We start from the raw sequence: 21,902 nt of genomic DNA on the forward strand, positions 1-21,902 counted from the left end.
CCTTGCAATATTTTCACAGGGTAGAAATCAGTTTTTCCCAATAGTTATGCGGGCTGGGCGGGATTTTAAGGGAGGACTATATAATGTTTCATAAAAAACGGCAAAATGCCACGACTCCAATCCGGAGAAAGTCGGCAAAAGGCAAAATGCCGAGAGGCAGGTGCTGAGAGTTGGGAGTTGGAAGTGGGAAGTTGGGTGCGAAGTGAACGCCGTCATTGCCAGCCGCTTTGCGCTACTTTCCCGCGCAGGAATGGAGTTTTCCCTTTCCTTCGCAAGGAGGGACTGTCTCCTGACCGTCCGGCAAAAGTCGGCAAAAGGCAAAACGCCGAGAGGCAGGAGTTGGGAGTTGATTTTGGCGGCGGAAAATCTAAACTCTAAGTTCTCCCTACTAAGCTCTAATTTCTCCAAGGCGGCATTCGGCAAAATGCCACGGGCCGGAATCGGTTAAAGTCAACGAATGGTAAAATGCCACGAGCCGAATTTGGGAATTTTGTGGGAGATTTTTGATGAAATGCCATATTCTCCCCAAAATCCTGAAATGCTGTATATGATTTCCTTAAAAATATTATACCTTTCTTAAGAGAATAGGAGCTTTTATGGGAAAATTTCACGCCGTTTTAGCCATTTTGTTTTTGTCTGCGACACTTTCATACGCCGAGGGCGGCTGTTCGGGGAATGGGCAAATTTCGGGGATTCCCATTCAATCCTGCTACGAAAAACTTTCCTCGTTCTACATGGGAATCCAGGCCGACAACGGGATGTTTTTTATCGATCCGGGAAAGAGCGTCCAATATGGAGGCAAGACTTACTGGCTGCGTTTCTTTGTCACATCGGCGAGCAGGGTGTATAATCAAATACAGGCCCTGGCGCAAACGGGCTATGCCACCCGCAGCTCGGTTGAAATCATCTACCCCAATTACGCGACCACTACGGTCACCAATGCCAATGCCGGACTAAATGATGCCAACTGCAGCACGAATACGGACAATGCGGGCAATGCCGCCTATATGTATTGCCCTATTCAAGCACTCTCCATTCTTGAATAGATTATGGTCCGGTTGTTTTCGCTCCTGTTGTCCTTTTTCCTCTTTGCTCCGCCCATCTTTGCGGCGGTTCATGCCGTTCCCTACAATGTCCGGACGGTTCTCGATTTAAGCGACGGGGACACGCTTTCCCTGACGGGATTTCCGGTGGGGTGGGCGTATTCCCGCGTGGTCCTCGGCATCAACTCGACGCCATCCGTCCCGATGGCAGGGCATCTTGTCGTCAACAACTGCAAATACACTCTGGACTCCTATTACCGGGAAATTGCCTTTGCGACAGAGATTAAAATTACGTATTCGGGAAATCCGCAACAGAGGATGCCCATACAATGGTGGGTTGATGCACAGACGAACTTTTCCCCCTGCGTATCCGAGTCGGAAATGTCCAGAGAAGATTCGCTTCAAGTCGCCTTAAAGAATTTTTCCGATTCTATATATACCAACAAGATTAAAAATTATAGAAGTTTGGGTGAGTTGAATTCGGAAACCTTTTTTGAAGGTAGTTCGGGAAATTTTAAAATTGAAAAGCTCCCAAGTTGGTTCTACAATCGCATTTACGTACAAATAGAATCTGTTGATGGTCGTGAACTGAATGGTAGCTCTTATGCGGGTGGGAAACGCGCTAAAATATCGGGACAAACCGCCACTTTTGCCGTTGTTCAAAAGAATAGGTATGCTCCAACATTTGAACTTGCTTTTCCTGAATATCGAAGGGTCAAGTTGAAATGGTGGGTGGAAGTTGGCGCACCAAAAGAAAGCGTTGTTGCTGCAGTAGAAGATAAGCTGAGCGAGGACTCCGTTCATGTCCTCTATTCCTTTGGGGAAAGTCCGTACACGAATGGGAAAATTAGTTTGACATTCGATAGACGTAATTTTACGGATGGCAAGATTCCTGTTGTAAAAAAGCTTTCTTTTGATCCGCAAGGAATTAGCCAATTAGGTGCTCTTGGAATACGTGGAAACATTTATGACTTTGAGGCTAATATAAATATCGGCGATAGTGTAACACTCGCCATTCCCCTTGATTTTGATTACAATCCAGAAACGGATTCCATAACAATTGAGCATTTTATTGAAACTGAAAATCGTTGGATGGAAGAGCCTGTAGATAGTGTTGTTGGCAATGTTGCCTATTTTAAGGTTGGGCATTTTAGTTGGCTCCGTTCCTTTTGCCGAAAGGTGGCGAAAACTGCGGTTTCGGTAATGGTTCCGGCTTCAATCATATGTTCGCAGCTGTCAGAGACGTGTGCAAATGTTGTAGATGATATAGTCAATGGTGTTGCAGAAGTAGATGCGGATATTTTATCGATTCCAGGGAATTTGATTAGTGGTGCCGTTGAAGGTGTTGCTTGGATTTGGAACCTGCTGGAAAGTCTTTTGTGTTTGGATTTTAGCGAGTTGAAGAATATTTTTGGCTTGCCTAGAACACCTACTTGGGAGATTGAACAAGGGATTCTTCCTTTTGATGTTTTGCACGAACAAGGAACTATGCGCATAGATGATACAAGTCTTATTGGGGTATTGAAAGACTTACGAAAATCTAATTTCGTAAAGCTGGAAGACTCCAAAAATAGTGGTTGCTCTGATGATGATGAAATTTGCAAGTGGAAAACAACTCGAAATAATCTAGACATATTGTTGGCCGATGCCATTCTTGCGAAAATGGACCCTAAACTTGATACAGCAAATTATGGAAAGGCAACATATTCTTATTCAGGGGAGGATGCCGACAAAGTAATAGATTCTTCGGGTAAAGAGTTTCATTTTAAAGATTACTTTATGACAAATAGTGGCTTGATTGAAAATGCGGCTTGGTTTATTGAAGGTTTAAAATCCTGTTATGGGGTGCTTAATTATGCTAGCGGCATAGCTCAAAATTATATTAATTTATATAAATTCATCAAAAAAACTTCTTATACAGGTTCATGTCGTGCGGTTCTTGATTTGATGGTATCCGATAAAATAGACTTCGTTGATAATGGATTTAATTGTTCTGAATTTATTCCTCAAATAGTTTCAGACCATTCCATATTGAACAGCCATTCAGAAAAACTTATCAAAATCTCAGAAGCGATGGTTCGCGTATCGCTGCTCGCTTGGCTCAACAAAGATGATTTTCGAGATTTTTCTCTTCTCGCTTATAAATCTGTTTATGATGGGATTCGTTCTTGGTTGGAGCTTGCTGGGCCTTTCTTTGATTTCAACAATGTGGCCATCAAGGCTTATGGAAGTATTGCTTTATATGAATATATCCATTACGGCACAGACAACAACTTTGCCATGGTTAATGGCGCCTTGAAACATCATTATGGTAGCCATGGCGGCTATTCGGAAGGAACGGGATATTCCCAGTATATTTGGGATGATTTGACGTATGTTCTTGCTGCGATGAAGGTGGCTTATGCAAATAAAGGGGACACCCTTAAAATAGAGGAAAAGTTTCTAAAATCTCCGGACTATATGTTCGAATTTTCTCGACCTGTAGCGAATGTGGGCCTTGTTCCCATAGAAATCGACGATGGTGTAACTTACAATCCAGATTATCGGGTTTGGGCGAAAATAAAGAACGATGCGAAATACATTGCCATGAGCAACGCCTACCCCCTAAAATGCGTCGATGGCAAGATAAATAGTCTTCTTCCTTTTGGATTTCCCAGCAAAGATTTATATCTTTCTAACGGGAATACTTTACCCGTTCGGGGAAAAATCTGGAGTAATTTTCAGGACGGCATAGGATTGATTTCCGTTGAAAATGTAAGTGGCGATACAGTGACGCTTTCGATGATAGCCGAAAGCGGTAATTTGTGGACTCGCGGGCAGGCGCATGACCAACAGGATAATTTGTCCATAACCCTTGCCAGTTCACGGAACGGCTTCATCCTTCAAGATAGAGGATATACTGGTTTTGGCGACAGAGCTGAAGACGATGCGTTCCATCGCTATAACAGCCATAATGTTTTGACCTATAATAAGGGAAATGGACAAGAAGATAATCGGATCATTGGATTTTCTGAACTGTGGCCCAGGATTAATGACTTTACCGGATCCTTTCCAGGTGCTTTGATATCAACGATTCTTGCTGGTGTAGAAATCTATTGGAACATTTTCGGGATTGACCATGAATTTCGCGTCGAAGGCGGTAATGAGGCGTCCGTTTTGGGAGAAGTCAAGGATTTTGCGAATAAGGCTGTCGGTTATACCGCGGAAACTAAGATCGATAAACCTGCTGCCGCCACGTCAGTGCCGGAAATTTACAACAATCGGAGTATTTTGTATTTTGGTGGAAATTTCTGGGTAATCGACAGGCCTACTTCTACAGGGATGAAGTGGCTCGGGAACTCACCGGTAGCGGGGTGGGATGTTTTGAAGAGCTGCGGATTGAAAGTCTTTGGCTCGTCTCAAGCACCATTAGATGCGGATAGTTATTTGTATGCCCCTATAAAACAAAACGGAGCTAGAACCGATTTTCCGGGCGGCGAATTGTTAAACCATTCATTTTCCTTCTATGACAAGGATGCAGCAACCTATGTAATGACATACGCTGTCGATGATGAAAATTTTGAAAAGACACTTTTGAATTGCCCCAAAGATTATCAATGTTTTGAAAATGCCTCCGCCAATAAACGCCTGATCGTTCCTCCTCGGAATTCAAAATTCAGAATTTGCAAGGCACTGCCTGCAAATGAATGCAGTGGTGAGGTAAAGTCGTCCGGCATAACCATGATGATCAAGAAATCATCCCATTCATGGACTGCGGACTGGGTTCTTGACGGAAAATTGACGAAAAATGAAAATTCCGTGGAAACAGATATTGCTGGCGTAACGGTTTCACGAACAGGGTATGTAATCAGGAACCTGGATGGATCGACCCAAAACGGCAAATATGAAAGCCCCAATTTGCCGGCAATACCCCTTCTTCTCTTGAGGTAAGCATGGTTAAAATTTTACTGTTCATCTGCCTGCTGTTACTGAATAGTTGTTCTTGCATTTATGGAGGCGACGATCAGCCTCCTCCGGAACCCTTTCACTATTCAGGAAATATAGAAACTAGAACGCACAAGCCGTTGCTTTTTGAATTTGAATGGCAGGATGATTCTTTGGTAAAAGCTGGCGTTTTTGTAAAATACGTTGAAAGTGTGGAAAATTCTTCTAATTGCCCAAATTGTGAAGATTCTTTAGGTTGTAGTTGTTACGTAAAGGGTGCTCGCTATGCTTTGGAGTCCAAAGTGGTCGGCGAAGATTCTTTGTTTACTACCAGAGGATCCGAAATAGATTCTCTCGTGGTCAAGCTATTCCACTCTATCGATTCCACGCAGCATCTTAAATTCTCCTTGAAGGACTCGGCAAATGCTGTCAAATCTTACAATCTGGATTTGACCCCTTTGATTTCTTATGCCAATAGTCCAATGCATTATGAAATTCGTGGTGATTCCATCGACATATTCCTTCCCGAAGGGAATTTTTACGTTTTGTATATCGGATCTTGTTATAATGGCATTGATGATTTTGATGAGTTTAATGACATGTGCTGGGTATATAAAACTTCTAAAGATTCACAAACCATAACCTTGGAAGTAGCCGCTTTTACCCATTTGTTTTATGAGGTTCACTTTGATTTTGATGAAGAAAACAACACGGAAGGGGATTTCTTTACTTTTAAATGGAAATACTCCAATGTGTTTTAGAATTCTTTGTCTTTTCTGCCTGATATTTTTCGGTTGCTCCGATTTGCTGGAACTGCCTGATTCCCCTGATCCCAATGAGCAGGAACACCTTTTCGACGTGCGTCTTGCCGTTCATTGCGAACGGGATATGTCATGCCGCTCTAGCGTGTTCATTGGAAGAGGGCCTTTTCAAAATCGCTATTACGATCCATATTCGTACTTCATCGCTGGAAAAGACACCCTTCTTTATAGATCAGGTAAATTTATCGACGGTGCGGATACGTTGTCTTCTTGGAATCTCCCTGTGACGGATGGACATGTCTATTTTTCCTTTTTGTATAAAAGTAGGCGCAAGGATTACGACATCGATTTGGCACCTTGGCTGGGCGAAATTTCGTCATCGCAGGATTCGGTTACCCTTACCAATTTTGAAATAGGTTCTGAAGTTTGTTTTCTCAAAGTTCGTGGAGAATCTTACTGCCAAACCATTCAAGAAAGAACGGAAAAAATCACGATTCCCAATGACTCCTCTTTTTATTCGTTTTTCAAAGTGCAGCATAATTGTCCCTTTGACGGTACGACTTTAAATATTGCGCTTACGGCTTATTGGCGGTAAATGAGGCGCTATATGGGGAATTTCTGACGAAATGTCTTCAGGAGCCGGGGCCTGCCATTTTGAATCTGGCCGAGTGAAGAAGAAATCAAGAAAGGACATTCCAAGGAAAAACAGCCGCCTCCTTGAAATAATCTATATTTCATCCCGACATAGTTTGGGAATTTCCGCCCCCAGCGGGAATTTCTAAACGCCCGGAAAATTTCGAGATTCGTCTCTTATTCTTACGACTGAAACTACCACTTTCAACTTCTACAAGAGTAAGACGAACGCTCACGTCCCTATGGGGCGTGGGTCGTTTTGCTTATCGTAGAAAAGGGTGTGGTAGCCCGCAGTCGTGATAAGCGAGTGAAACGACTCCACGCCTTTTTTGTTGCCCCGACATTTTGGCTTGAGTCGCAATCGCTTGAATAAGGGTGATTCTCTATCCCCTTTAACGCGGAGCGCAAATGGCCAAAAGTATTGAAGAACAGGTAGAAGATTGGTGCAAAAACCAATTGGAAAAATACTTCACCAAAACAGAAAGCATCAACTTCGAAATTGACGAAGCTCTCAAGAAAGCCCCCAGCAAAAAAGGGGGATCCGGTCAAAATCTTCCCGACATCAAATGTTTTGTGTCCGTTGACTTTAGGAACATTCCCGTCATGGTGGAATGCAAGGGAACGAAAGGGGACTTTATAAAAACCGATGAAAACGGATTGGTTTCCAATACGAACAAAAAAGGGGAACCCGACTATGCCGCCATTGCCAAATACGCCGTCAATGGAGCAATCCACTATGCAAAATCCATTCTCAATTATACCGAAACCTATCAGGAAGCGATTGCCGTTGGGGTGAATGGTTATAAGCAGAATGATGATCTGAAAACTGAAATAGGCGTTTATTACCTATCGAAGGAAAACCTGGGCATACCCAAAGAAGTTGAAAAATTCACGGATTTGAGTTTTTTGAAAAAGAAAAATTGGAAGAATTTCTTCAAGATGATTGATGAAATCCAATTGACATCAGAAGAACTGGAAAACCGGAAACTCGCCTTGGAAGATGAAATCGAATCCAAACTGAAACGATTGAACCAAACCCTGCATGACGATTTGGGAATCGCTGTTAAATCCAGAGTGATGCTCATTGTCGGGTTGATTATGGCAGGACTCGGTGTAGAAGAAGTTTCCGACGGATTGAAAGTCGAGGAATTGAAAGGTGAAACAGGGAAAAAATCCAACGACGGACAAAAGATTGTAGATAAAATAGAAGACTTTTTACGAGAGAAAAAACTGCCCGAAGAAAAACGGGAAGTTATCATGAACGAAGTGTCAAACGTCTTCAAAAACCAAGACCTCTATACTCCCCAAAACGGAGAAAGCAAACTCCGAAAAGTTTACACCATCGTCCACAACGATATTCTGCCCTACCTCTCTTCCGAATTGCACAATATCGATTTTACAGGAAGACTTTTCAATGTCCTTAATGATTGGGTCGATGTCCCCGACGGTGCCGAAAACGATGTCGTTTTGACTCCAAGATACGTAACGGAAGTCATGGCGAGATTGGCATCCGTCAATAAGGACAGCTATGTTTGGGATTACGCAACGGGATCGGCGGGCTTTCTGATTTCGGCGATGCATTTGATGATTGCCGATGCAACGCGTAAAATCAAGAGTCCCGACGAACTGCGCTCTAAAATGGCAAAAATCAAGGCGGAACAGTTGCTCGGTATTGAAAAACTTCCCGAAATATACATTCTTGCCGTATTGAATATGATTTTGATGGGCGACGGCTCTTCGAATATTATTAATGGCAACTCTCTAACGCAATTCGATGGAAAATACCAGCAAGGGAAACTTCGCGACGAAAAATTCCCGGCCAATGTATTCTTGCTGAATCCTCCCTATTCGGCGCCCGGCAAGGGAATGATTTTTGTGGAGAAGGCGCTTTCTCAAATGAGCGGGGGCAAAGCCGCTGTACTGATTCAAGAAAACGCCGGAAGTTCGCAAGGCGAAGGATTCACCCGGCGAATTTTGGAGCGCAATACACTTGTGGCCTCCATACACATGAGCACGGATTTGTTCATCGGGAAATCGAGCGTCCAAACGGCCATCTATGTGTTCGATGTGGGCGTTCCCCACGATACCGAAAAACTCGTAAAGTTCATCGATTTTTCAAATGACGGATACGCTCGGCAAAATCGCAAAAAATCAAGCCAATGCGTCAATCTAAAAGATGTGGACAACGCCAAGGAACGCTACGACGAAATTGTAAACCTTGTGGTTCGCGGCAAAGGCAAAGACGAAAAGAATTTGAATTATTACAAGGACTGTTACATTGAAGATTACATTTCATTGGAAGGCAACGACTGGACCTATAGCCAGCACAAGAAAATCGATATAAAGCCAACCGAGGATGACTTCAAAAAAGTTGTCCAGGAATACATGGCTTGGCTAATCGGCGACTTGATTAAGAATGGAGACGACTGCCTGAGAGAAAATAGTATTGGGCTAGACGATTGCGAACTGACGAAGGAAGAAAAAGATTGCATAAATGGAAAAGACGTTGCTTTTGAAAAATTCACAATAGGCGATTTATTTGACATTCATCCGACAAAAGCATATAAAGCAACAAATAAAGATTTATTTCATGCTGAAGGAAAAATACCTGTTGTCGCCAATTCCTCTGTAGATAATGGAATTGGTGGATGGAGTCATCTCAAAGCCACAGAAACAGGAAATAAAATCGTATTTAGCGACACGACAACATCGGATTCCATTTTTTATCAACCAAAAGCTTTTGTTGGATATCCTCATGTTCAAGGTTTGTATCCCTATTCCAACAAATGGCGTGAAAATAGTTTGCTTTACTTTGTTTCGTGTTTTAGAAAATGTGCTTTTGGAAAGTTTAACTATGGACTCAAATTTACCAGAGTCATTGCAAAACAAATGAATGTGATTTTACCTGCTAAACCCAACGGAGAAATCGACTATGATTTTATGGAAAACTTCATTTCTGCCCAAAAGAAACTTGTTGCTCAAAAAGTCATTCGTTGGCTAAAACAGCAATAAAGCAACGAAGACATTCTTGAAATGGAAAACAACTCCCATCATCTGAAGGAATATAAAACCGTCAAGTAATCCGATTTTGACATAGACTGAAAAGATTCTTGTTTCCCTACCCTGAAACTACCACTTTCAAGGATTTTACACAAGAATCAAATGAATCTTCGCTCGCCATTTAGGGCGTGGGTCGTTTGTGCTTATTGTGTAAAAGGGTGTGGTAGCCCTCAGGATAGGTAAGCACATTCGACACCACGCCTTTTTTGTGTTTTCCCTACTTTAAAAATGGAAAGCGAAAACTTTTTCAGGAGATTTGCAAATAAGGCCGCTAAATAAGAATGGAACCTCAATCGGTCGCAGACCAAAGGAGTCCAGTATAAGACCATAGAGCGAATGACATCTAGTTCCAATCTGTTGTCGGGCGAACCGTCCGGCAGGTTAAGGATTGTTATCAAAAAATAATCCAAACATTTTTCAGCCGCGAGGCAAGGGAAAAATATTATGGGCCTAAAAGCCGCAACGCAACCAGGGGTTGCTTACAAACCGCCAGAACTTCCCAAGGAGCATCAACATTTGCTGCATGAACTCCCCCAGAAGTATATCCAAACAGAGCTTCTTCCCGAAGAAGGAAATGTTCCGCAGAAACGCCCGGAACTTTCCCGGACGGAGGAACCGAGCAATCCTCCCAAACGTTACCTCAAAGGCGATTTGGAAAGCCTAGAACAAACAGAACGCTTTGAAGCGAATCTGATAAAACATATATTTAATGGCGAAGTCAAGTCCGCTTCGGCGGGCAAAGGGAAAAGGCGGCTGGAAGCGACGGGTTACCACACCGAGGTAATCCAGAATGCCGAAGGCCAAATTATTCCAGGAACCAAGTCGGCTCCGGATGGCAAAGGAGTATATGAAGGAAAGGTTACCGTCAAGGGTGTTCGCAAACGTACCATGGGTGGAATGTCAACATTTTTCCCTGCGCACTGGTCGCCACAACATATCGTGAATGCGATAAACCAGGCGTATGAAAACAAGAGGGCTGTTGATCCTACAGGAAACATATTCGTAGGAAACTCCAGCGAAGGAGTGCAAATTAGAATGCGTATAAATCCGAATGGAAAAATGGCAAGTGTATACCCAGTTAAGGAGAAAATCTAATGAATTACAATTATGAACTTAAATGTATTGAATTGGAAAATAAAAGTAAATTTTATTACTTTGCCTTTGAGGAAAAAACAGGACTTCTCACGAATTTCTTTTCGGGCGAAGTCATCAATTTTTGTAGCACAATCAAGGACCAAATTGAACAAGTTCTTTCCAAAAAGAAAAAGCATGTCGAGTGTTCCGGCAACGAATGCTACTGGAACATCGGTCCCCAGGAAACCCTTATCGTCGATAATTTCGCCAATGAGGGCGACCCTTCGGAAATCACGGTTGACACGCAGGAGCTTCGCCGTTTGATTGACGAATGGATTGCCGCCCGCGACAAGTTCAAGGAACAGAAAGCCCGGGGCGAAATCTAGGCGGATTCTGCATCACATTGCAAATTGCGGCATCACATTCAGATTCCGCGGTTTATGTTTTTCTATTGAGGAATGATGAACGAAGAATATTCAAGTCCATTTGGAGTTTTGCACAAAGGCAAAGATTTTGACGAAAGAGAAATTCCTGCGCGGATTCAATCTTTTTCCTTGTCGTCAAAAGTTACTGTCAAGGGTGTTCGCAAACGTACCATGGGCGGAATGTCAACATTTTTCCCTGCGCACTGGTCGCCGCAACATATCGTGAATGCGATAAACCAGGCGTATGAGGGCAAAAGCGAGATAAACCCTTCTGGTAAAGTATTTTACGGATATTCTAAAGAAGGTGTGAAAATAAAAATGCGAATTAATTCAAACGGGAAAATTTCAAGTGCGTTTCCGATTATGGAGGAAAACTAATGAATTATAGTTACACAGTTAAGTACCTTGAATTTGAAGGGAAGAAAGATTTTCTGTATTTCTCGTTTGAAGAAGAAACGGGAATCCTTACGAACTTCTTTACTGGAGAAGTTGTCAATTTTTACAAAACAATCAAGGATCAAATCGAGCAAGTCCTTTCCAAGAAGAAAAGACATGTTGAATGTTCCGGTAACGAATGCTACTGGAACATCGGGTCCAAGGAAACCCTAATCGTCGACAACTTCGCGAACGAGGGCGAACCGTCGGAAATCACGGTCAATACGCAGGAGCTTCGCCGTTTGATTGACGAATGGATTGCCGCCCGCGACAAGTTCCGGGAACAGAAAGCCCGGGGCGAAATCTAGGATGTTTCCGAGTCACATTGCAAATTGCGGTTCTCATTCAAGTGCCGCAGCTTATGCGTTTCTCATTGAGGAAAGATGAACGAAAAATATTCAAGTCCATTTGAAATTCTGTACAGGGGCAAGGGTTTTAATGAAAGAGAAATTCCCAAGCGGGTACAATCTTTTTCCATGTCCTTGAATTATCCGAATTACGGTGCGTGGCTCCACTACTACGAAAAAGAGGAACTCAGCAAGGCTTATACGGAAGGACTCTCGCCTTACATCCATCACATCAAAAAGTTCTCGGGTTCCCTCACTCTCGACAGAAGCATCGGTTGGTGTGATCCGTTGGATGTTCAAAAAGATGCCGACAAGTTGAACAAACACAGCCGAGAAGTGTTTGCCGCAAACGGAATCCCATATATAATCAATGTGCGCTTCGGCGATGAAAAATCCTATCCGTTCTGTTTTCACGATATTCCCGAAAATTCAACGCTGTTTATCGGGAATCACGGGACGCAGCGCCATGCCGATTACAAAACAGTCCAATTCGCAGGAACGATGGAATTGATAAAAAGAAAAAGCCCGCATACCTTGCTTGTTTACGGAGCTGTGGATAAAAGAATCTGGAACGAATGTGAGAAGCGGGGCGTTTCCCTTGTCCGTTATCCCAGCCAATGCGAGCTGGCACATAAATCTCAACAGCGGGCATTATAAACCTAATGAGAACAGGCCTTTAGCCGCAAATCCAAATGGAAAAAATAAAATGTCGTTAAAACATTGCTACGGTGAAATTTTAGATGCAGAAAGTATCTTGAAACCAATCCCCAAAGATGTTAATTCTCTCTTCCGGTTGGTGGTGCAGCAGTTTTATCGTAATCGAAGAAAATGGTGAACAGCCTATTCCAAGCGATGAGTTCTTTCAATTCCAACTCCCGGGGGATTAGAATGCATCTCAATCAATGCATTCTTTTGGAAAACCCTGAAACGAATAACTATTTTTTTGAACGATGAAACACATCGGATTAAAAATTGTCGCCTGTATTTTTGGAATTGCCCTGTGGTTCTACGTGGTTTCCGCGCGAACGACGACCATCGACATACAGGTTCCCCTGATATTTTCCCGGCTTCCGGAAAATCTGGCGATTGCTTCTAGACCCGCCCAGCAAATCACCATTTCCGTGAGCGGAAAAACCATCGATTTAATCCGGTTGAAAAGCGCACACGAAAACGCCGCCCGTATCGTTGTCGATTTGCACGATGCGGAACTCGGGTTAGAACGCGTCATCCTTTCGGAAGACAATTTTTTTGCCCCGGATTTTCCGCATGTCAAATTCGAAACCGCAAACCAGATTGCCGCACTGGAACTAGAAATCGACACGCGCATATCCCGAACCATTCCGGTTCACCTCAAAGGCTCGTTCAGTCCCAAAGAAGGCTACACCATTATCGGAACGCCCACGCCAGAGCCCGACACCATCACCATCTCGGGAGCCCGCGAAGCTCTGACTCGACTTTTTGAAATCCAGACGGAAGAAATCATCCAGTCCAATCTGGATTCCAACGCCGAATTTTCCGTGCCCTTGGACTTTTCCAAATTTCCGCCTTACGTTCTCCCCAGCGACAGCATCGCCCGCATTCCGGTTTCCATTCAGCAACTGGACAGGAAGTCTTTTAATAACATTCCCGTCCGGCTTATCGGCCAATACGACCACTCGCTTTACGAACTCCAACCCGCCAACGCCACCGTGGAAGTTTCCGGAGGCGTCGGCATTCTTTCCCAAATGGAAAAAAAAGACATTCTGCTGCTTATCGAATTTAACCGGTTTGCCATCGAAGATACCGACAGCCTGACGCCGACCGTCCGAATCGACAAAGAAATCAAAAGTTTCCAGATGCATCCCGAAAAATTCTATCTCAAAAAGAAAAACGTTTCTGCGGCACCAATTGAAACAACTGCACTCGGCGATTCCTCTGCGCACAAAAATGGAGAAAACAGAAAATGATTTGGCTAGGCATCGAATCCAGCTGTGACGAAACAGCCTGTGCGATTTTGCGCGACGATCCGCTAGAAATCCTTTCCAACCCGCTTTACAGCCAGATTCAAGAACACGCCCTTTACGGAGGAGTCGTTCCTGAAGTCGCCGCCCGCGCCCATCTCGAAAAAATCACCGTCATTTGTCAAGAAGCCATTTCCCAAGCCAAAATTTCCCTTTCGGATATCGACGCCATCGCCTTTACACGCGGACCCGGACTGATGGGACCGCTTCTGGTCGGAGCGAGTTTTGCTCGGGGATTGTCTAGGGATTTGAAAATTCCCGCTTACGGAATCAACCATCTGGAAGGACATCTGTCTGCGGCATGGCTTACCGAACCGGATTTGAAACCGCCCTACCTGACTCTGACCGTTTCCGGCGGGCACACGGAATTGGTTTTGGAAGAACCCGGATTCCAATACACCCTGCTTGGAAGAACAAGGGATGACGCCGCAGGAGAAGCGTTTGATAAAAGCGGAATCCTCATCGGATTGCAATATCCAGCGGGAGCCGCCATCGGAAAACTGGCCGTGGGAAAAAATCGAAAGTTCCACATTTTCCCGCGCGCCTTGAAGAACGAAGACAATGGAGAGTTTTCGTTCAGCGGATTGAAAACCGCCGTTCGGCGTTATGTCGAATCTCACTCGCCCGAATTTATACAAAATAATCTGGGCGATATCGCCGCTTCCATAGAAGACGCCATTGTCGATATTCTCGTTTCCAAAACCATCTGGGCACTCAAAAAAACCGGAATGAAAACCCTGATTGTAGGCGGCGGAGTTTCTGCCAACGGCCTTTTACGAGAACGCTTGAAAAGATATTGCGAAAATCACCGCATCCGTTTAGCATTCCCCACACTGTACAACAGCACGGACAACGGAGCGATGATCGCCGCCGCCGCCATTCGCCGGGCCCGAGCCGGAATGCTTTCCGAAACCTCCACCGAAGTCAAACCTTGGCTTCCACTCGCCTTATGAAAAAAGCAGTCCTCCTTTTCGCCTTATTCCTGATTCTTTCTACGGCTTTTGCTGCGGAAAATCCTCTCGTTTTCAAACCGCAAAGAGCGGCACAAATTTCCAACATCGATTCCACAAACTCGCATTCCATCCAATTTGATGTCAGCATTTTTGGCGAAGGCGCCGTCGGCTCCATGTACATTCTTTGGGACGATATCGATCTTTCTGCCGAAGTCAAGGAATTGCTCACAAAGCATGAATTTCGGAACAACGAATATTATATGCAAAATATCGACCGCGAGCAATTTGAGCAAGAACGGATGCTGCAACTTTTTGAAGATAAAAAACGCGAATACTTCCGTATTTTCCCCAGCGAAATTCAAAAAGCCAAAGAAGACGAAGAGAACGAATAACCTAGCGGATTCTCTGAAAATGGCTTTGGTGAAGAAGTTGGGAGTTGGGGGTTTGAAGTAGGGAGTGAATAATATTTCGTTGCGAGGAAGGAACTGAATTCCGTTATTGCGAGGAGCGGTCGATCGCAATAACGCGAATGCGGACGTTCAGGGTGACAATGTAGAGCAATGCGTCGCCACCGATTTTTGAAAATGAATTTTTAGAAATCGCCGTTAAAGAATATCGCGATTTTGCAGAATCCCATGGCTCAATGTCAGTCTCCGGAACGGACTGTTCATATAAAAATCCGGATTGTGCGTAGCCATCAGAACCGTCGTTCCGCGAGCGTTGATTTCTTTAAAAATTTTAAAAACCTCGTTCGCATTTTCCGGATCCAGATTTCCCGTCGGTTCATCCGCCAAAATCAAATACGGATTGTGCACCATAGCTCGGGCAATGGCGACCCGCTGCTGTTCGCCACCGGACAACGTATAAGGCATCGCTAAACGCTTTTGACTAATTCCCACAAGAGCTAGCGCGTCAAAAACTTTAGCGTTCAAAAGTTTCGTCGGCGTTCCCGTAATGCGAAGCGCCAGCGCCACATTTTCAAAAACATTGCGATCCGGAAGCAGTTTAAAATCCTGAAAAATAATCCCCATGTGACGCCGCAATTCCTGAACCTGATTTTCCGAAGCCGTTTTGGAATCGAATACCAGCTCCTTTGTAAATTGCAGCATTACCTCGCCGCCGTGAAAATCATCGGGACGCTCGTCCATATAAATCAATTTCAATAAAGTCGATTTTCCCGCTCCGCTATGCCCCGTCAAAAAAACGAATTCACCCTGATGAATGCGAAACGTCACATCGGAAAGAGCTTTCCAATTGTCTTCATAGGTTTTGGTGACGTGCAAAAATCGAATCATCGAAAATCATTCCTTCATGCGGATTTCAATATGCACTTCCTCTCGCCATTTTTTAATCAGCTCTCGCAATTTCTGGTCTTCCATATAATTGATGGCGAAGGTTTCCACTTTCATAAAGTCATCTTCCAACGTATAATCGCGAACCTGTTTCATATCTTCCAAGCGAAGCAGATGATAACCGTCCCCTGCCAAAAAAGGTTCAGAGACTTCTCCGACAGACAATTCCGAAACAATCGGTTGGAAAGTCGAATCCACTTCTATTTTTTCCACCCAGCCCAGACTCCCGCCGTTAAAATTCGTCACCTTGTCCGAGCTGATTTTTTTTGCAGCTTCTTCAAAAAGCGAATCTGAAGAAAGCGCAGTCCGGAGCGAATCAGCAAGCTGCAAAACTCGAGCGGAATCCGCCGCCGTCGGAATCATCTGCAAAAGAATCATCGCCGTCCGAATACCGTCTTCCTTGCGCCCGATAACGCGGATGATATTCCAGCCCCGTTCCGTCAAAACCGGCTGAGGCGTGTAAGCTCCGTTATCCACCAATTTTACAGCACGCTCATAAGCCGGATCCAAAAGTCCCTTTTGAAAATACCCGATGTCGCCGCCCTTGTTCGCACTCGAATCCTGCGAATGCGCTTTGGCCAAAATTTCCCAGTTCATTCCATGATCCAGCGAATCGATTAGCAATTCCGCAAAACGACGAACAGAATCCACAACCGCCGAATCCGGGTGAATTTTCAAAGCGATATGCGCAAGTTTCATGCAGTTGTATTGGCGCGGGATGGAATCCTTATATTGCTCGTAAAAAGCGGCAACCTCTTTTCGGGTCGGCTTGATTCCACCGACGTAGCGCTGCCGAATGCGCCCGATGGTCATTTGTTCCCGAACTTGTTTCGCCAAATTTTCACGGTATTGAGCCATACTCATACCAAGCTGCGCACGGATCGCCCGCTCCAAAACAGCCATGCTGATATTTTGGCGAGCGGCCAGATTTTGCAAATGCTGCGTTACCCGCATTTCCACTTCGTCGTCGGAAATCTGGATGGAATCCCTGTCCACGCGAGAAAGCAAGACCTTGTCATCTATCAGCCTGTCTATCACAAAAGCGACCTGTTCTTTTTCAGAAAGCCCAGCCGCTTCAGCCGAATTCTGAAACTGGTACAAATTCCCCATGACTTCGGAACGCATAATCGGCTTTCCATCGACAATGGCCGCAATCGATTCGAAAAGTTCCGGCGCGGCAAATGCTGTCGCACACAAAAAGAAAGGTACAATCCACTTGAATTTCATAAAAGCCTCAATCCTCCGAAACGGTTTTGGCGATTTCTTCCGGATACACAAAAATAGCCTGCCGCTTTTTGATTTCATTTTTCAAAGAAGCAATGCTCTTTTTTCTTTTTTCATTGGCGGCAAGCGTCTGCGCCAGTTCCGCGACATCCGCAAACGGACGAACGCTTCCCGATGCGATTTTAGAAAGAACGATAACGCTCTTCAAATTTTTGCCGCAGGTCTTCGGCGGAGTAATTTTACCTACGGATAAAGTTTCCAAATCAACCCGCGGGCAATCCAATGGCAAAGTCTTGGTGGAATCAAAAATTTCCACATCCCGCAAAAGCCAATTTTTATGAGGAGCCTCTGCAATCGTCTTACGGGACGCGGGACCATAATACTGCCACGCGGTCTGTCCGCTCGCATAAGTGACCACTGCCAAATTGTAAATGCTGGAATCCAGCAGAAAATATTCCGGATTTTGCTCGTAAAAATCGATGGCCTCCGCTGTCGTCAGCGAAATCGTATCTACTGCCCTTGCAAAAAACGCATCCAAAACGATTTTCTTTTTCGCATCTTCTAGCAAATTCTGTACTTCGGGCAATTTATCGACGCCCTCGGCCAAAGCCTGTTCATAAATCGACGCCCGCGAAAGCCAGCTTTCTACCCGAAGAAATTTTTCATCCTGCGAAAGCGAATCCCAAGTTTCATCCTTCCGCATTTCGGACAATTTCAATTCTGAATTTTCTACGCGCGCAAGCGTCGGATCCGAAGCGTCATCCGAGACCTTACAGGCCGAAACGCTTAAAATCAAAGCCATCAAAATTAAAAAATAAAAACGCATTTGCCTTAAATTAGAAAATTTATCCTTCAGCGATTTTTAAAGCGTTCCCGAAGTTTCAAAAGATCGGACATTTCCACCTTTTCTTCTGGGGCTTGCGCCAGAATGGATCGTTTAAAACGCAGAAGTTCAAAATTTTCCAACAGAATTTGCAAAGCAAGCGCCGATTCAAAGCGTTCGCTTTCCGTTCGAGTTTTTTCTGCACAGGCAAACGCTTCCCGCGCTTTTTTTAGTTCGTGTTCTTTCAAAAAGCGCCCTGAAAAATACGGAGAGAAACTTTCACGAAAACTCTTTGCCGACGGCAAAGGCAAAGCCATTTCTTCCCCGCTATTTTCCCGGAAAATTTCCCCTTGCAAAAACGCCGCAATGCGTCGAATCCGAAAATAGAGAGAATCTTCAGCGGAGAGTACAGAAGCCAAGCGCAACAAAGAATCCGAAACTTTTGCGCCCTTGCGAAAGCCGGCAAAGGCTTCCCGAAAAACGTCCCAAGCCTTCACAAAAGCCGAAACGCCGAGATACGCCGAATCCGAAACAAAGCGAAGCAGCCCTTCTCGAGACGCATTTTCCTCATTTGTCCGATGCGAAGAAATATCCGAAAAGGACCGCACTTTATGCGACCGGGCGAATTCAATTCCCGAAAAACGGGGAAGCGACAATTCCAATCTTTCGATTCCAAATTTTTCCTTTTCCTCTTTTGTCATCGCCAAAAGGGAGCGCAACGCAAAAGTCGATTCTTCTCGCCGGTTCAAAAAAACAAATCGAGATTCAAACAAGGATTTCAAAGGCGAATCTTCCACTCCAACGCCAGAAATTCTCCGGTAGAATTTCTGCCAGAACTCCGCTTCAGAAAGCGACATCGCCCGAACACCTTCAGGGCACCAAGCATACGCCACTCCGAGTACCGATAGCGAAAGGGCGCAAGGAGAAACGAGCGCGCGCACCGCATCAAAAAAGGTGCAAACTCCCCATTCCGGTGAAAGTTCCAGCGAAAATTTTTCAGAATATGCCGACGAATAAATCGACAAATGCAGCCGCAAATGATGTTCGTTCTGCGGATTCAACACCGGCAAACTTCCCTCCGTTTCTCCCCAATTCCGATACGCTTCATAAAGGGAAATCAACGGGGATTTTTGCGGATTTCTTTCTAATGCATCCACAAAGCTATCGTCCAATTCCTCTTTTTTGGAGTCCAGCCTCTTACGTTCCGACTTGGGCAATTCACGCAAAAACGATTCCAATATCCAGAAACGCCATTTTAAAATTTCATGCGCTAAAATCGCCGGAGAAAGCTGCGGTAAAAAATCCGCGGGGATTTCCAAAGACAATCCGTCCCATGACTTGCTCGAATCAAAAACCAGCTCCGCACGAATCTGACGGTTGAGAATTTTTTCAAATTCCACGACTCCGCCCAATTTGGCATTTTTTTTGTCTTCTAAAATCTGGGTGATTTTTTTCCTATGTAGCGCGTCCATCACCGGATTATTGTGAAAAGCTTCAATATGCTCCACTCCCGCTTCTGAAGCGCTTATCCAATCCGCCTCGTTGTAACGTAAAGCCTTGTCCGAATTTTTTTCGATGAAATCCTTCAGCGTCTGCAACGAAAAAACGCCGGGAGCCCTATCCATCAAATAGTCCACCTGCAAATCTTCGGAAGGGCAAATTCCCCACCGCCGCTGCCTAGCTTCGGTCGCCCGAAGTGCCGAAAGTACGCGCTGATTATGCTCCATAAACGGAAACGGCGTCGGCATATCGCCTTCTACAACCGCTTCTAAAAAGAAAATTCGCGCGGCCTCTTTAGCATCCACTCGCCCATAATCCACGCGGCGAGAACGGGAAAGCACCATGCCCCGAAAAGAAACCTCCTCCAATGCTTCCACAAAACCGCGCACCGAATTCCACTTGGGATCAAACCAACGATACGAGCAAAAATCCTTGGCGACTTTGATAATCCATTCGGGTAAAATTTCCGCCGATTTATTCAAAAAGACGCGACTTGTTTCCCGAACTTCTGCAGACACCACAAACTCAGGAAACTTCCCGGCCAGATCGCTACCCGGAAAAAGATAAGCGTCTTTTCCACCCACCAGCCGATAGCATCCATTATCCCGATCGCGCTGCGCGACGCCGCCTAAAAACCCAGAAAGAAGCGTAATGTGCAAACTGTCCCGATGAAAAGAATTGAAAGGACAAACATAGGATTCAAAATGCGTTTTTAAAATTCGGGAAAACTGTTCGTATAAATCCATCCATTCCCGGCAACGCAAAAAATGCAGATAGTTCTTTTCGCAATACTTGCGCAGAGAATTCCAGCTGGTTCCATTCCACTCCCGGCAAAATGCGTTCCATTCCGCCAAGTAGCAAAGGAAATCGCTTTTGTGTCCGCCCAGGGATTTATGTTTCCGGCGAGCCTTTTCCCGGCCTTCGTCATCCGAAGGATACAGCCGCGGGTCCTGAATGGAAAGTGCCGAACAGACAATTATCGCCGGCTGTAAAACGCCCAAACGCCTCGCCCGAAGCAAAACCGCCGAAAGCGTCGCGTCCATGGGCAAGTGAGACATTTCGATTCCCAGCGGCGTCACGCGGGCATCCCGCTCCACTCCCGAAAGCGCCCCCAGTTCAAACAGGGTTTTGTACGCCCCTCGAAAAGCGGAGCGCGGCGGCGGCTGAATAAAAGGAAAATCCTCCACAGAAAGCCCCAAACTGCGCAGCTGCAAAACCACATTCGAAAGATTGGAACGCCGGATTTCCGGCTCCGTAAATTCTTCCCTGCTTTCAAAATCCTCTTGCGTGTAAAGGCGAACACAGATACCGGGCTTTACACGTCCCGCCCTTCCCGTTCTTTGACGAGCGCTCGCCTGTGATATTTTTTCGACAGGCAACCCCTGAATCCGATTTTGCGGGCTGTAACGAGAAACCCGCGCCATGCCTGAATCTACGACATAAGCAATGCCGGGAATCGTCAAAGATGTTTCGGCAATGTTTGTCGCTAGCACTATCCGGACCTTGCCCGAATTTTTGAAAACCCTTTTCTGTTCCTGCGGGCTCATCCGACCGAACAGAGGAAGAATCTCGAATTTAGATTCGTCCATTTTCGAGAGCAGTTCCGCTTGCAAATCCTGGATGTCCCTTTCCGTCGGCAAAAAGCAGAGCAGATTATCCTTGCCAACCGTCTCCTCCAAAGCGATTATTGCATCGCGAGCTTCTTCGACCAAACCGGAATCTCCACGGCTTTTGGAATCATTTTGCTGCGGATCCGCAAAAACAACTTGCACCGGGAACATTCGTCCTTCCGCTTCAAGAACGGCGGAATTTTCATAGAATTTTTCAAACAGTTTCGCATCCAAAGTGGCACTGGCAATCACCAAACGAAAATCGGGCCGATTCCGGAGGACATCCTTGAAAATGCCAAGCAGAATGTCGATATTCAGCGAACGCTCGTGCGCCTCATCGATTAAAATCGCCGAATACATTTGGAACAGCCTGTCCCGCCGAAACTCCTGCAACAGAATGCCATCCGTCATCACTTTAAGAGGCGCATCCTTCGGCCCCTCTTCCAAAAAACGGATTCGGGTCGAAACCAGCGATTCGTCCTTCAGCTCTTCCCGCAACCTGTCCGCAATGGACATCGCAGCCAGACGGCGAGGTTCCGTCACGCCGATTCTTCCCTTTTCCGCAAGTCCGCTTTCCAGCAGAAATTTAGGCACCTGCGTCGATTTGCCGGAACCGGTATCCGCCTTCACAATCACCACCTGGTGATTTTTCAGTAATTCCAAAAACTCTTCCCGCTTTTTAACAACGGGAAGATCGGGATATTCAATGGGAGCTTTCAAAAAATCCAACGCCATTTT

General features: G+C 45.2%; 17 protein-coding genes. 13 read left to right on the forward strand and 4 right to left on the reverse strand.

Annotated features, from left to right (window positions below; all coding sequences use genetic code 11):
* Positions 1-596: 596 nt before the first annotated feature.
* The 13 genes from B5D40_RS07160 to B5D40_RS07225 all read left to right on the forward strand — a co-directional run bounded on the left by B5D40_RS07160 (position 597) and on the right by B5D40_RS07225 (position 15,047).
* Positions 597-1,046, forward strand: a complete 450-nt coding sequence (locus B5D40_RS07160) for a hypothetical protein (RefSeq protein ID WP_073306130.1) — start codon at positions 597-599, stop codon at positions 1,044-1,046.
* Between the two features lie 378 nt (positions 1,047-1,424).
* On the forward strand, positions 1,425-4,973 hold the full coding sequence (locus B5D40_RS07165; RefSeq protein ID WP_143394544.1) for a hypothetical protein: 3,549 nt from the start codon (positions 1,425-1,427) through the stop codon (positions 4,971-4,973).
* 2 nt (positions 4,974-4,975) lie between these two features.
* Positions 4,976-5,728 (forward strand): hypothetical protein, encoded by a 753-nt coding sequence (locus B5D40_RS07170; protein ID WP_078776366.1) that lies wholly within the window; start codon positions 4,976-4,978, stop codon positions 5,726-5,728.
* The gene (locus B5D40_RS07175) at positions 5,718-6,323 is read left to right on the forward strand and encodes a hypothetical protein (RefSeq protein WP_078776367.1); all 606 of its coding nucleotides are present in this window, start codon (positions 5,718-5,720) and stop codon (positions 6,321-6,323) included. Before B5D40_RS07170 ends, B5D40_RS07175 begins: the two co-directional genes overlap by 11 nt.
* A 446-nt stretch (positions 6,324-6,769) precedes the next feature.
* Positions 6,770-9,373 (forward strand): N-6 DNA methylase, encoded by a 2,604-nt coding sequence (locus B5D40_RS07180; RefSeq protein ID WP_078776368.1) that lies wholly within the window; start codon positions 6,770-6,772, stop codon positions 9,371-9,373.
* Between the two features lie 492 nt (positions 9,374-9,865).
* Positions 9,866-10,516 carry an EndoU domain-containing protein gene (locus B5D40_RS07190; RefSeq protein WP_073306203.1) on the forward strand — a complete coding sequence of 217 codons (651 nt, stop codon included), beginning with the start codon at positions 9,866-9,868 and terminating at the stop codon, positions 10,514-10,516.
* Positions 10,516-10,881: a hypothetical protein gene (locus B5D40_RS07195; protein ID WP_073306202.1), complete on the forward strand. Its 366-nt coding sequence runs from the start codon at positions 10,516-10,518 to the stop codon at positions 10,879-10,881. The genes B5D40_RS07190 and B5D40_RS07195 overlap by 1 nt, the downstream gene beginning before the upstream one ends.
* A gap of 72 nt (positions 10,882-10,953) precedes the next feature.
* Complete coding sequence (locus tag B5D40_RS07200) at positions 10,954-11,298, forward strand: EndoU domain-containing protein (RefSeq protein WP_078776370.1); 345 nt, start codon at positions 10,954-10,956, stop codon at positions 11,296-11,298.
* Entirely contained in the window at positions 11,298-11,663 is a 366-nt protein-coding gene (locus B5D40_RS07205) for a hypothetical protein (protein ID WP_078776371.1), read from the forward strand. Before B5D40_RS07200 ends, B5D40_RS07205 begins: the two co-directional genes overlap by 1 nt.
* A 75-nt stretch (positions 11,664-11,738) precedes the next feature.
* Entirely contained in the window at positions 11,739-12,359 is a 621-nt protein-coding gene (locus B5D40_RS07210) for a DUF4417 domain-containing protein (protein WP_078776372.1), read from the forward strand.
* A gap of 293 nt (positions 12,360-12,652) precedes the next feature.
* Positions 12,653-13,648, forward strand: a complete 996-nt coding sequence (locus tag B5D40_RS07215) for a CdaR family protein (RefSeq protein ID WP_078776373.1) — start codon at positions 12,653-12,655, stop codon at positions 13,646-13,648.
* A complete protein-coding gene (tsaD, locus tag B5D40_RS07220; protein ID WP_078776374.1) occupies positions 13,645-14,655 on the forward strand; it encodes a tRNA (adenosine(37)-N6)-threonylcarbamoyltransferase complex transferase subunit TsaD in 1,011 nt (336 codons plus the stop codon). The genes B5D40_RS07215 and tsaD overlap by 4 nt, the downstream gene beginning before the upstream one ends.
* Entirely contained in the window at positions 14,652-15,047 is a 396-nt protein-coding gene (locus B5D40_RS07225) for a hypothetical protein (protein WP_073306196.1), read from the forward strand. Before tsaD ends, B5D40_RS07225 begins: the two co-directional genes overlap by 4 nt.
* Before the next feature lie 213 nt (positions 15,048-15,260).
* On the opposite strand, the gene B5D40_RS07230 is transcribed toward B5D40_RS07225, so the two are convergent.
* From B5D40_RS07230 to hrpA, 4 genes are read right to left on the reverse strand one after another with little or no spacing between them, the layout of a single operon-like run.
* Positions 15,261-15,950, reverse strand: coding sequence for a cell division ATP-binding protein FtsE (locus B5D40_RS07230; protein ID WP_073306195.1), 690 nt, complete (start codon positions 15,948-15,950; stop codon positions 15,261-15,263).
* A gap of 6 nt (positions 15,951-15,956) precedes the next feature.
* On the reverse strand, positions 15,957-17,234 hold the full coding sequence (locus B5D40_RS07235; RefSeq protein WP_078776375.1) for a peptidylprolyl isomerase: 1,278 nt from the start codon (positions 17,232-17,234) through the stop codon (positions 15,957-15,959).
* Between the two features lie 7 nt (positions 17,235-17,241).
* A complete protein-coding gene (locus B5D40_RS07240) occupies positions 17,242-18,057 on the reverse strand; it encodes a hypothetical protein (RefSeq protein ID WP_073306193.1) in 816 nt (271 codons plus the stop codon).
* A 26-nt stretch (positions 18,058-18,083) separates the two neighbouring features.
* The gene (gene hrpA / locus B5D40_RS07245; RefSeq protein WP_078776376.1) at positions 18,084-21,899 is read right to left on the reverse strand and encodes an ATP-dependent RNA helicase HrpA; all 3,816 of its coding nucleotides are present in this window, start codon (positions 21,897-21,899) and stop codon (positions 18,084-18,086) included.
* Between the last annotated feature and the right edge of the window lie 3 nt (positions 21,900-21,902).

It is taken from the genome of Fibrobacter intestinalis (assembly GCF_900167415.1).
Classification (GTDB): domain Bacteria; phylum Fibrobacterota; class Fibrobacteria; order Fibrobacterales; family Fibrobacteraceae; genus Hallerella; species Hallerella intestinalis.

Excerpts from the sequence above, each read along its gene's own strand:
- B5D40_RS07160 (WP_073306130.1), top strand. The coding sequence starts at position 597 with ATGGGAAAATTTCACGCCGTTTTAGCCATTTTGTTTTTGTCTGCGACA.
- B5D40_RS07165 (WP_143394544.1), top strand. The coding sequence starts at position 1,425 with ATGTCCAGAGAAGATTCGCTTCAAGTCGCCTTAAAGAATTTTTCCGAT.
- B5D40_RS07170 (WP_078776366.1), top strand. The coding sequence starts at position 4,976 with ATGGTTAAAATTTTACTGTTCATCTGCCTGCTGTTACTGAATAGTTGT.
- B5D40_RS07175 (WP_078776367.1), top strand. The coding sequence starts at position 5,718 with ATGTGTTTTAGAATTCTTTGTCTTTTCTGCCTGATATTTTTCGGTTGC.
- B5D40_RS07180 (WP_078776368.1), top strand. The coding sequence starts at position 6,770 with ATGGCCAAAAGTATTGAAGAACAGGTAGAAGATTGGTGCAAAAACCAA.
- B5D40_RS07190 (WP_073306203.1), top strand. The coding sequence starts at position 9,866 with ATGGGCCTAAAAGCCGCAACGCAACCAGGGGTTGCTTACAAACCGCCA.
- B5D40_RS07195 (WP_073306202.1), top strand. The coding sequence starts at position 10,516 with ATGAATTACAATTATGAACTTAAATGTATTGAATTGGAAAATAAAAGT.
- B5D40_RS07200 (WP_078776370.1), top strand. The coding sequence starts at position 10,954 with ATGATGAACGAAGAATATTCAAGTCCATTTGGAGTTTTGCACAAAGGC.
- B5D40_RS07205 (WP_078776371.1), top strand. The coding sequence starts at position 11,298 with ATGAATTATAGTTACACAGTTAAGTACCTTGAATTTGAAGGGAAGAAA.
- B5D40_RS07210 (WP_078776372.1), top strand. The coding sequence starts at position 11,739 with ATGAACGAAAAATATTCAAGTCCATTTGAAATTCTGTACAGGGGCAAG.
- B5D40_RS07215 (WP_078776373.1), top strand. The coding sequence starts at position 12,653 with ATGAAACACATCGGATTAAAAATTGTCGCCTGTATTTTTGGAATTGCC.
- tsaD (WP_078776374.1), top strand. The coding sequence starts at position 13,645 with ATGATTTGGCTAGGCATCGAATCCAGCTGTGACGAAACAGCCTGTGCG.
- B5D40_RS07225 (WP_073306196.1), top strand. The coding sequence starts at position 14,652 with ATGAAAAAAGCAGTCCTCCTTTTCGCCTTATTCCTGATTCTTTCTACG.
- B5D40_RS07230 (WP_073306195.1), bottom strand. The coding sequence starts at position 15,950 with ATGATTCGATTTTTGCACGTCACCAAAACCTATGAAGACAATTGGAAA.
- B5D40_RS07235 (WP_078776375.1), bottom strand. The coding sequence starts at position 17,234 with ATGAAATTCAAGTGGATTGTACCTTTCTTTTTGTGTGCGACAGCATTT.
- B5D40_RS07240 (WP_073306193.1), bottom strand. The coding sequence starts at position 18,057 with ATGCGTTTTTATTTTTTAATTTTGATGGCTTTGATTTTAAGCGTTTCG.
- hrpA (WP_078776376.1), bottom strand. The coding sequence starts at position 21,899 with ATGGCGTTGGATTTTTTGAAAGCTCCCATTGAATATCCCGATCTTCCC.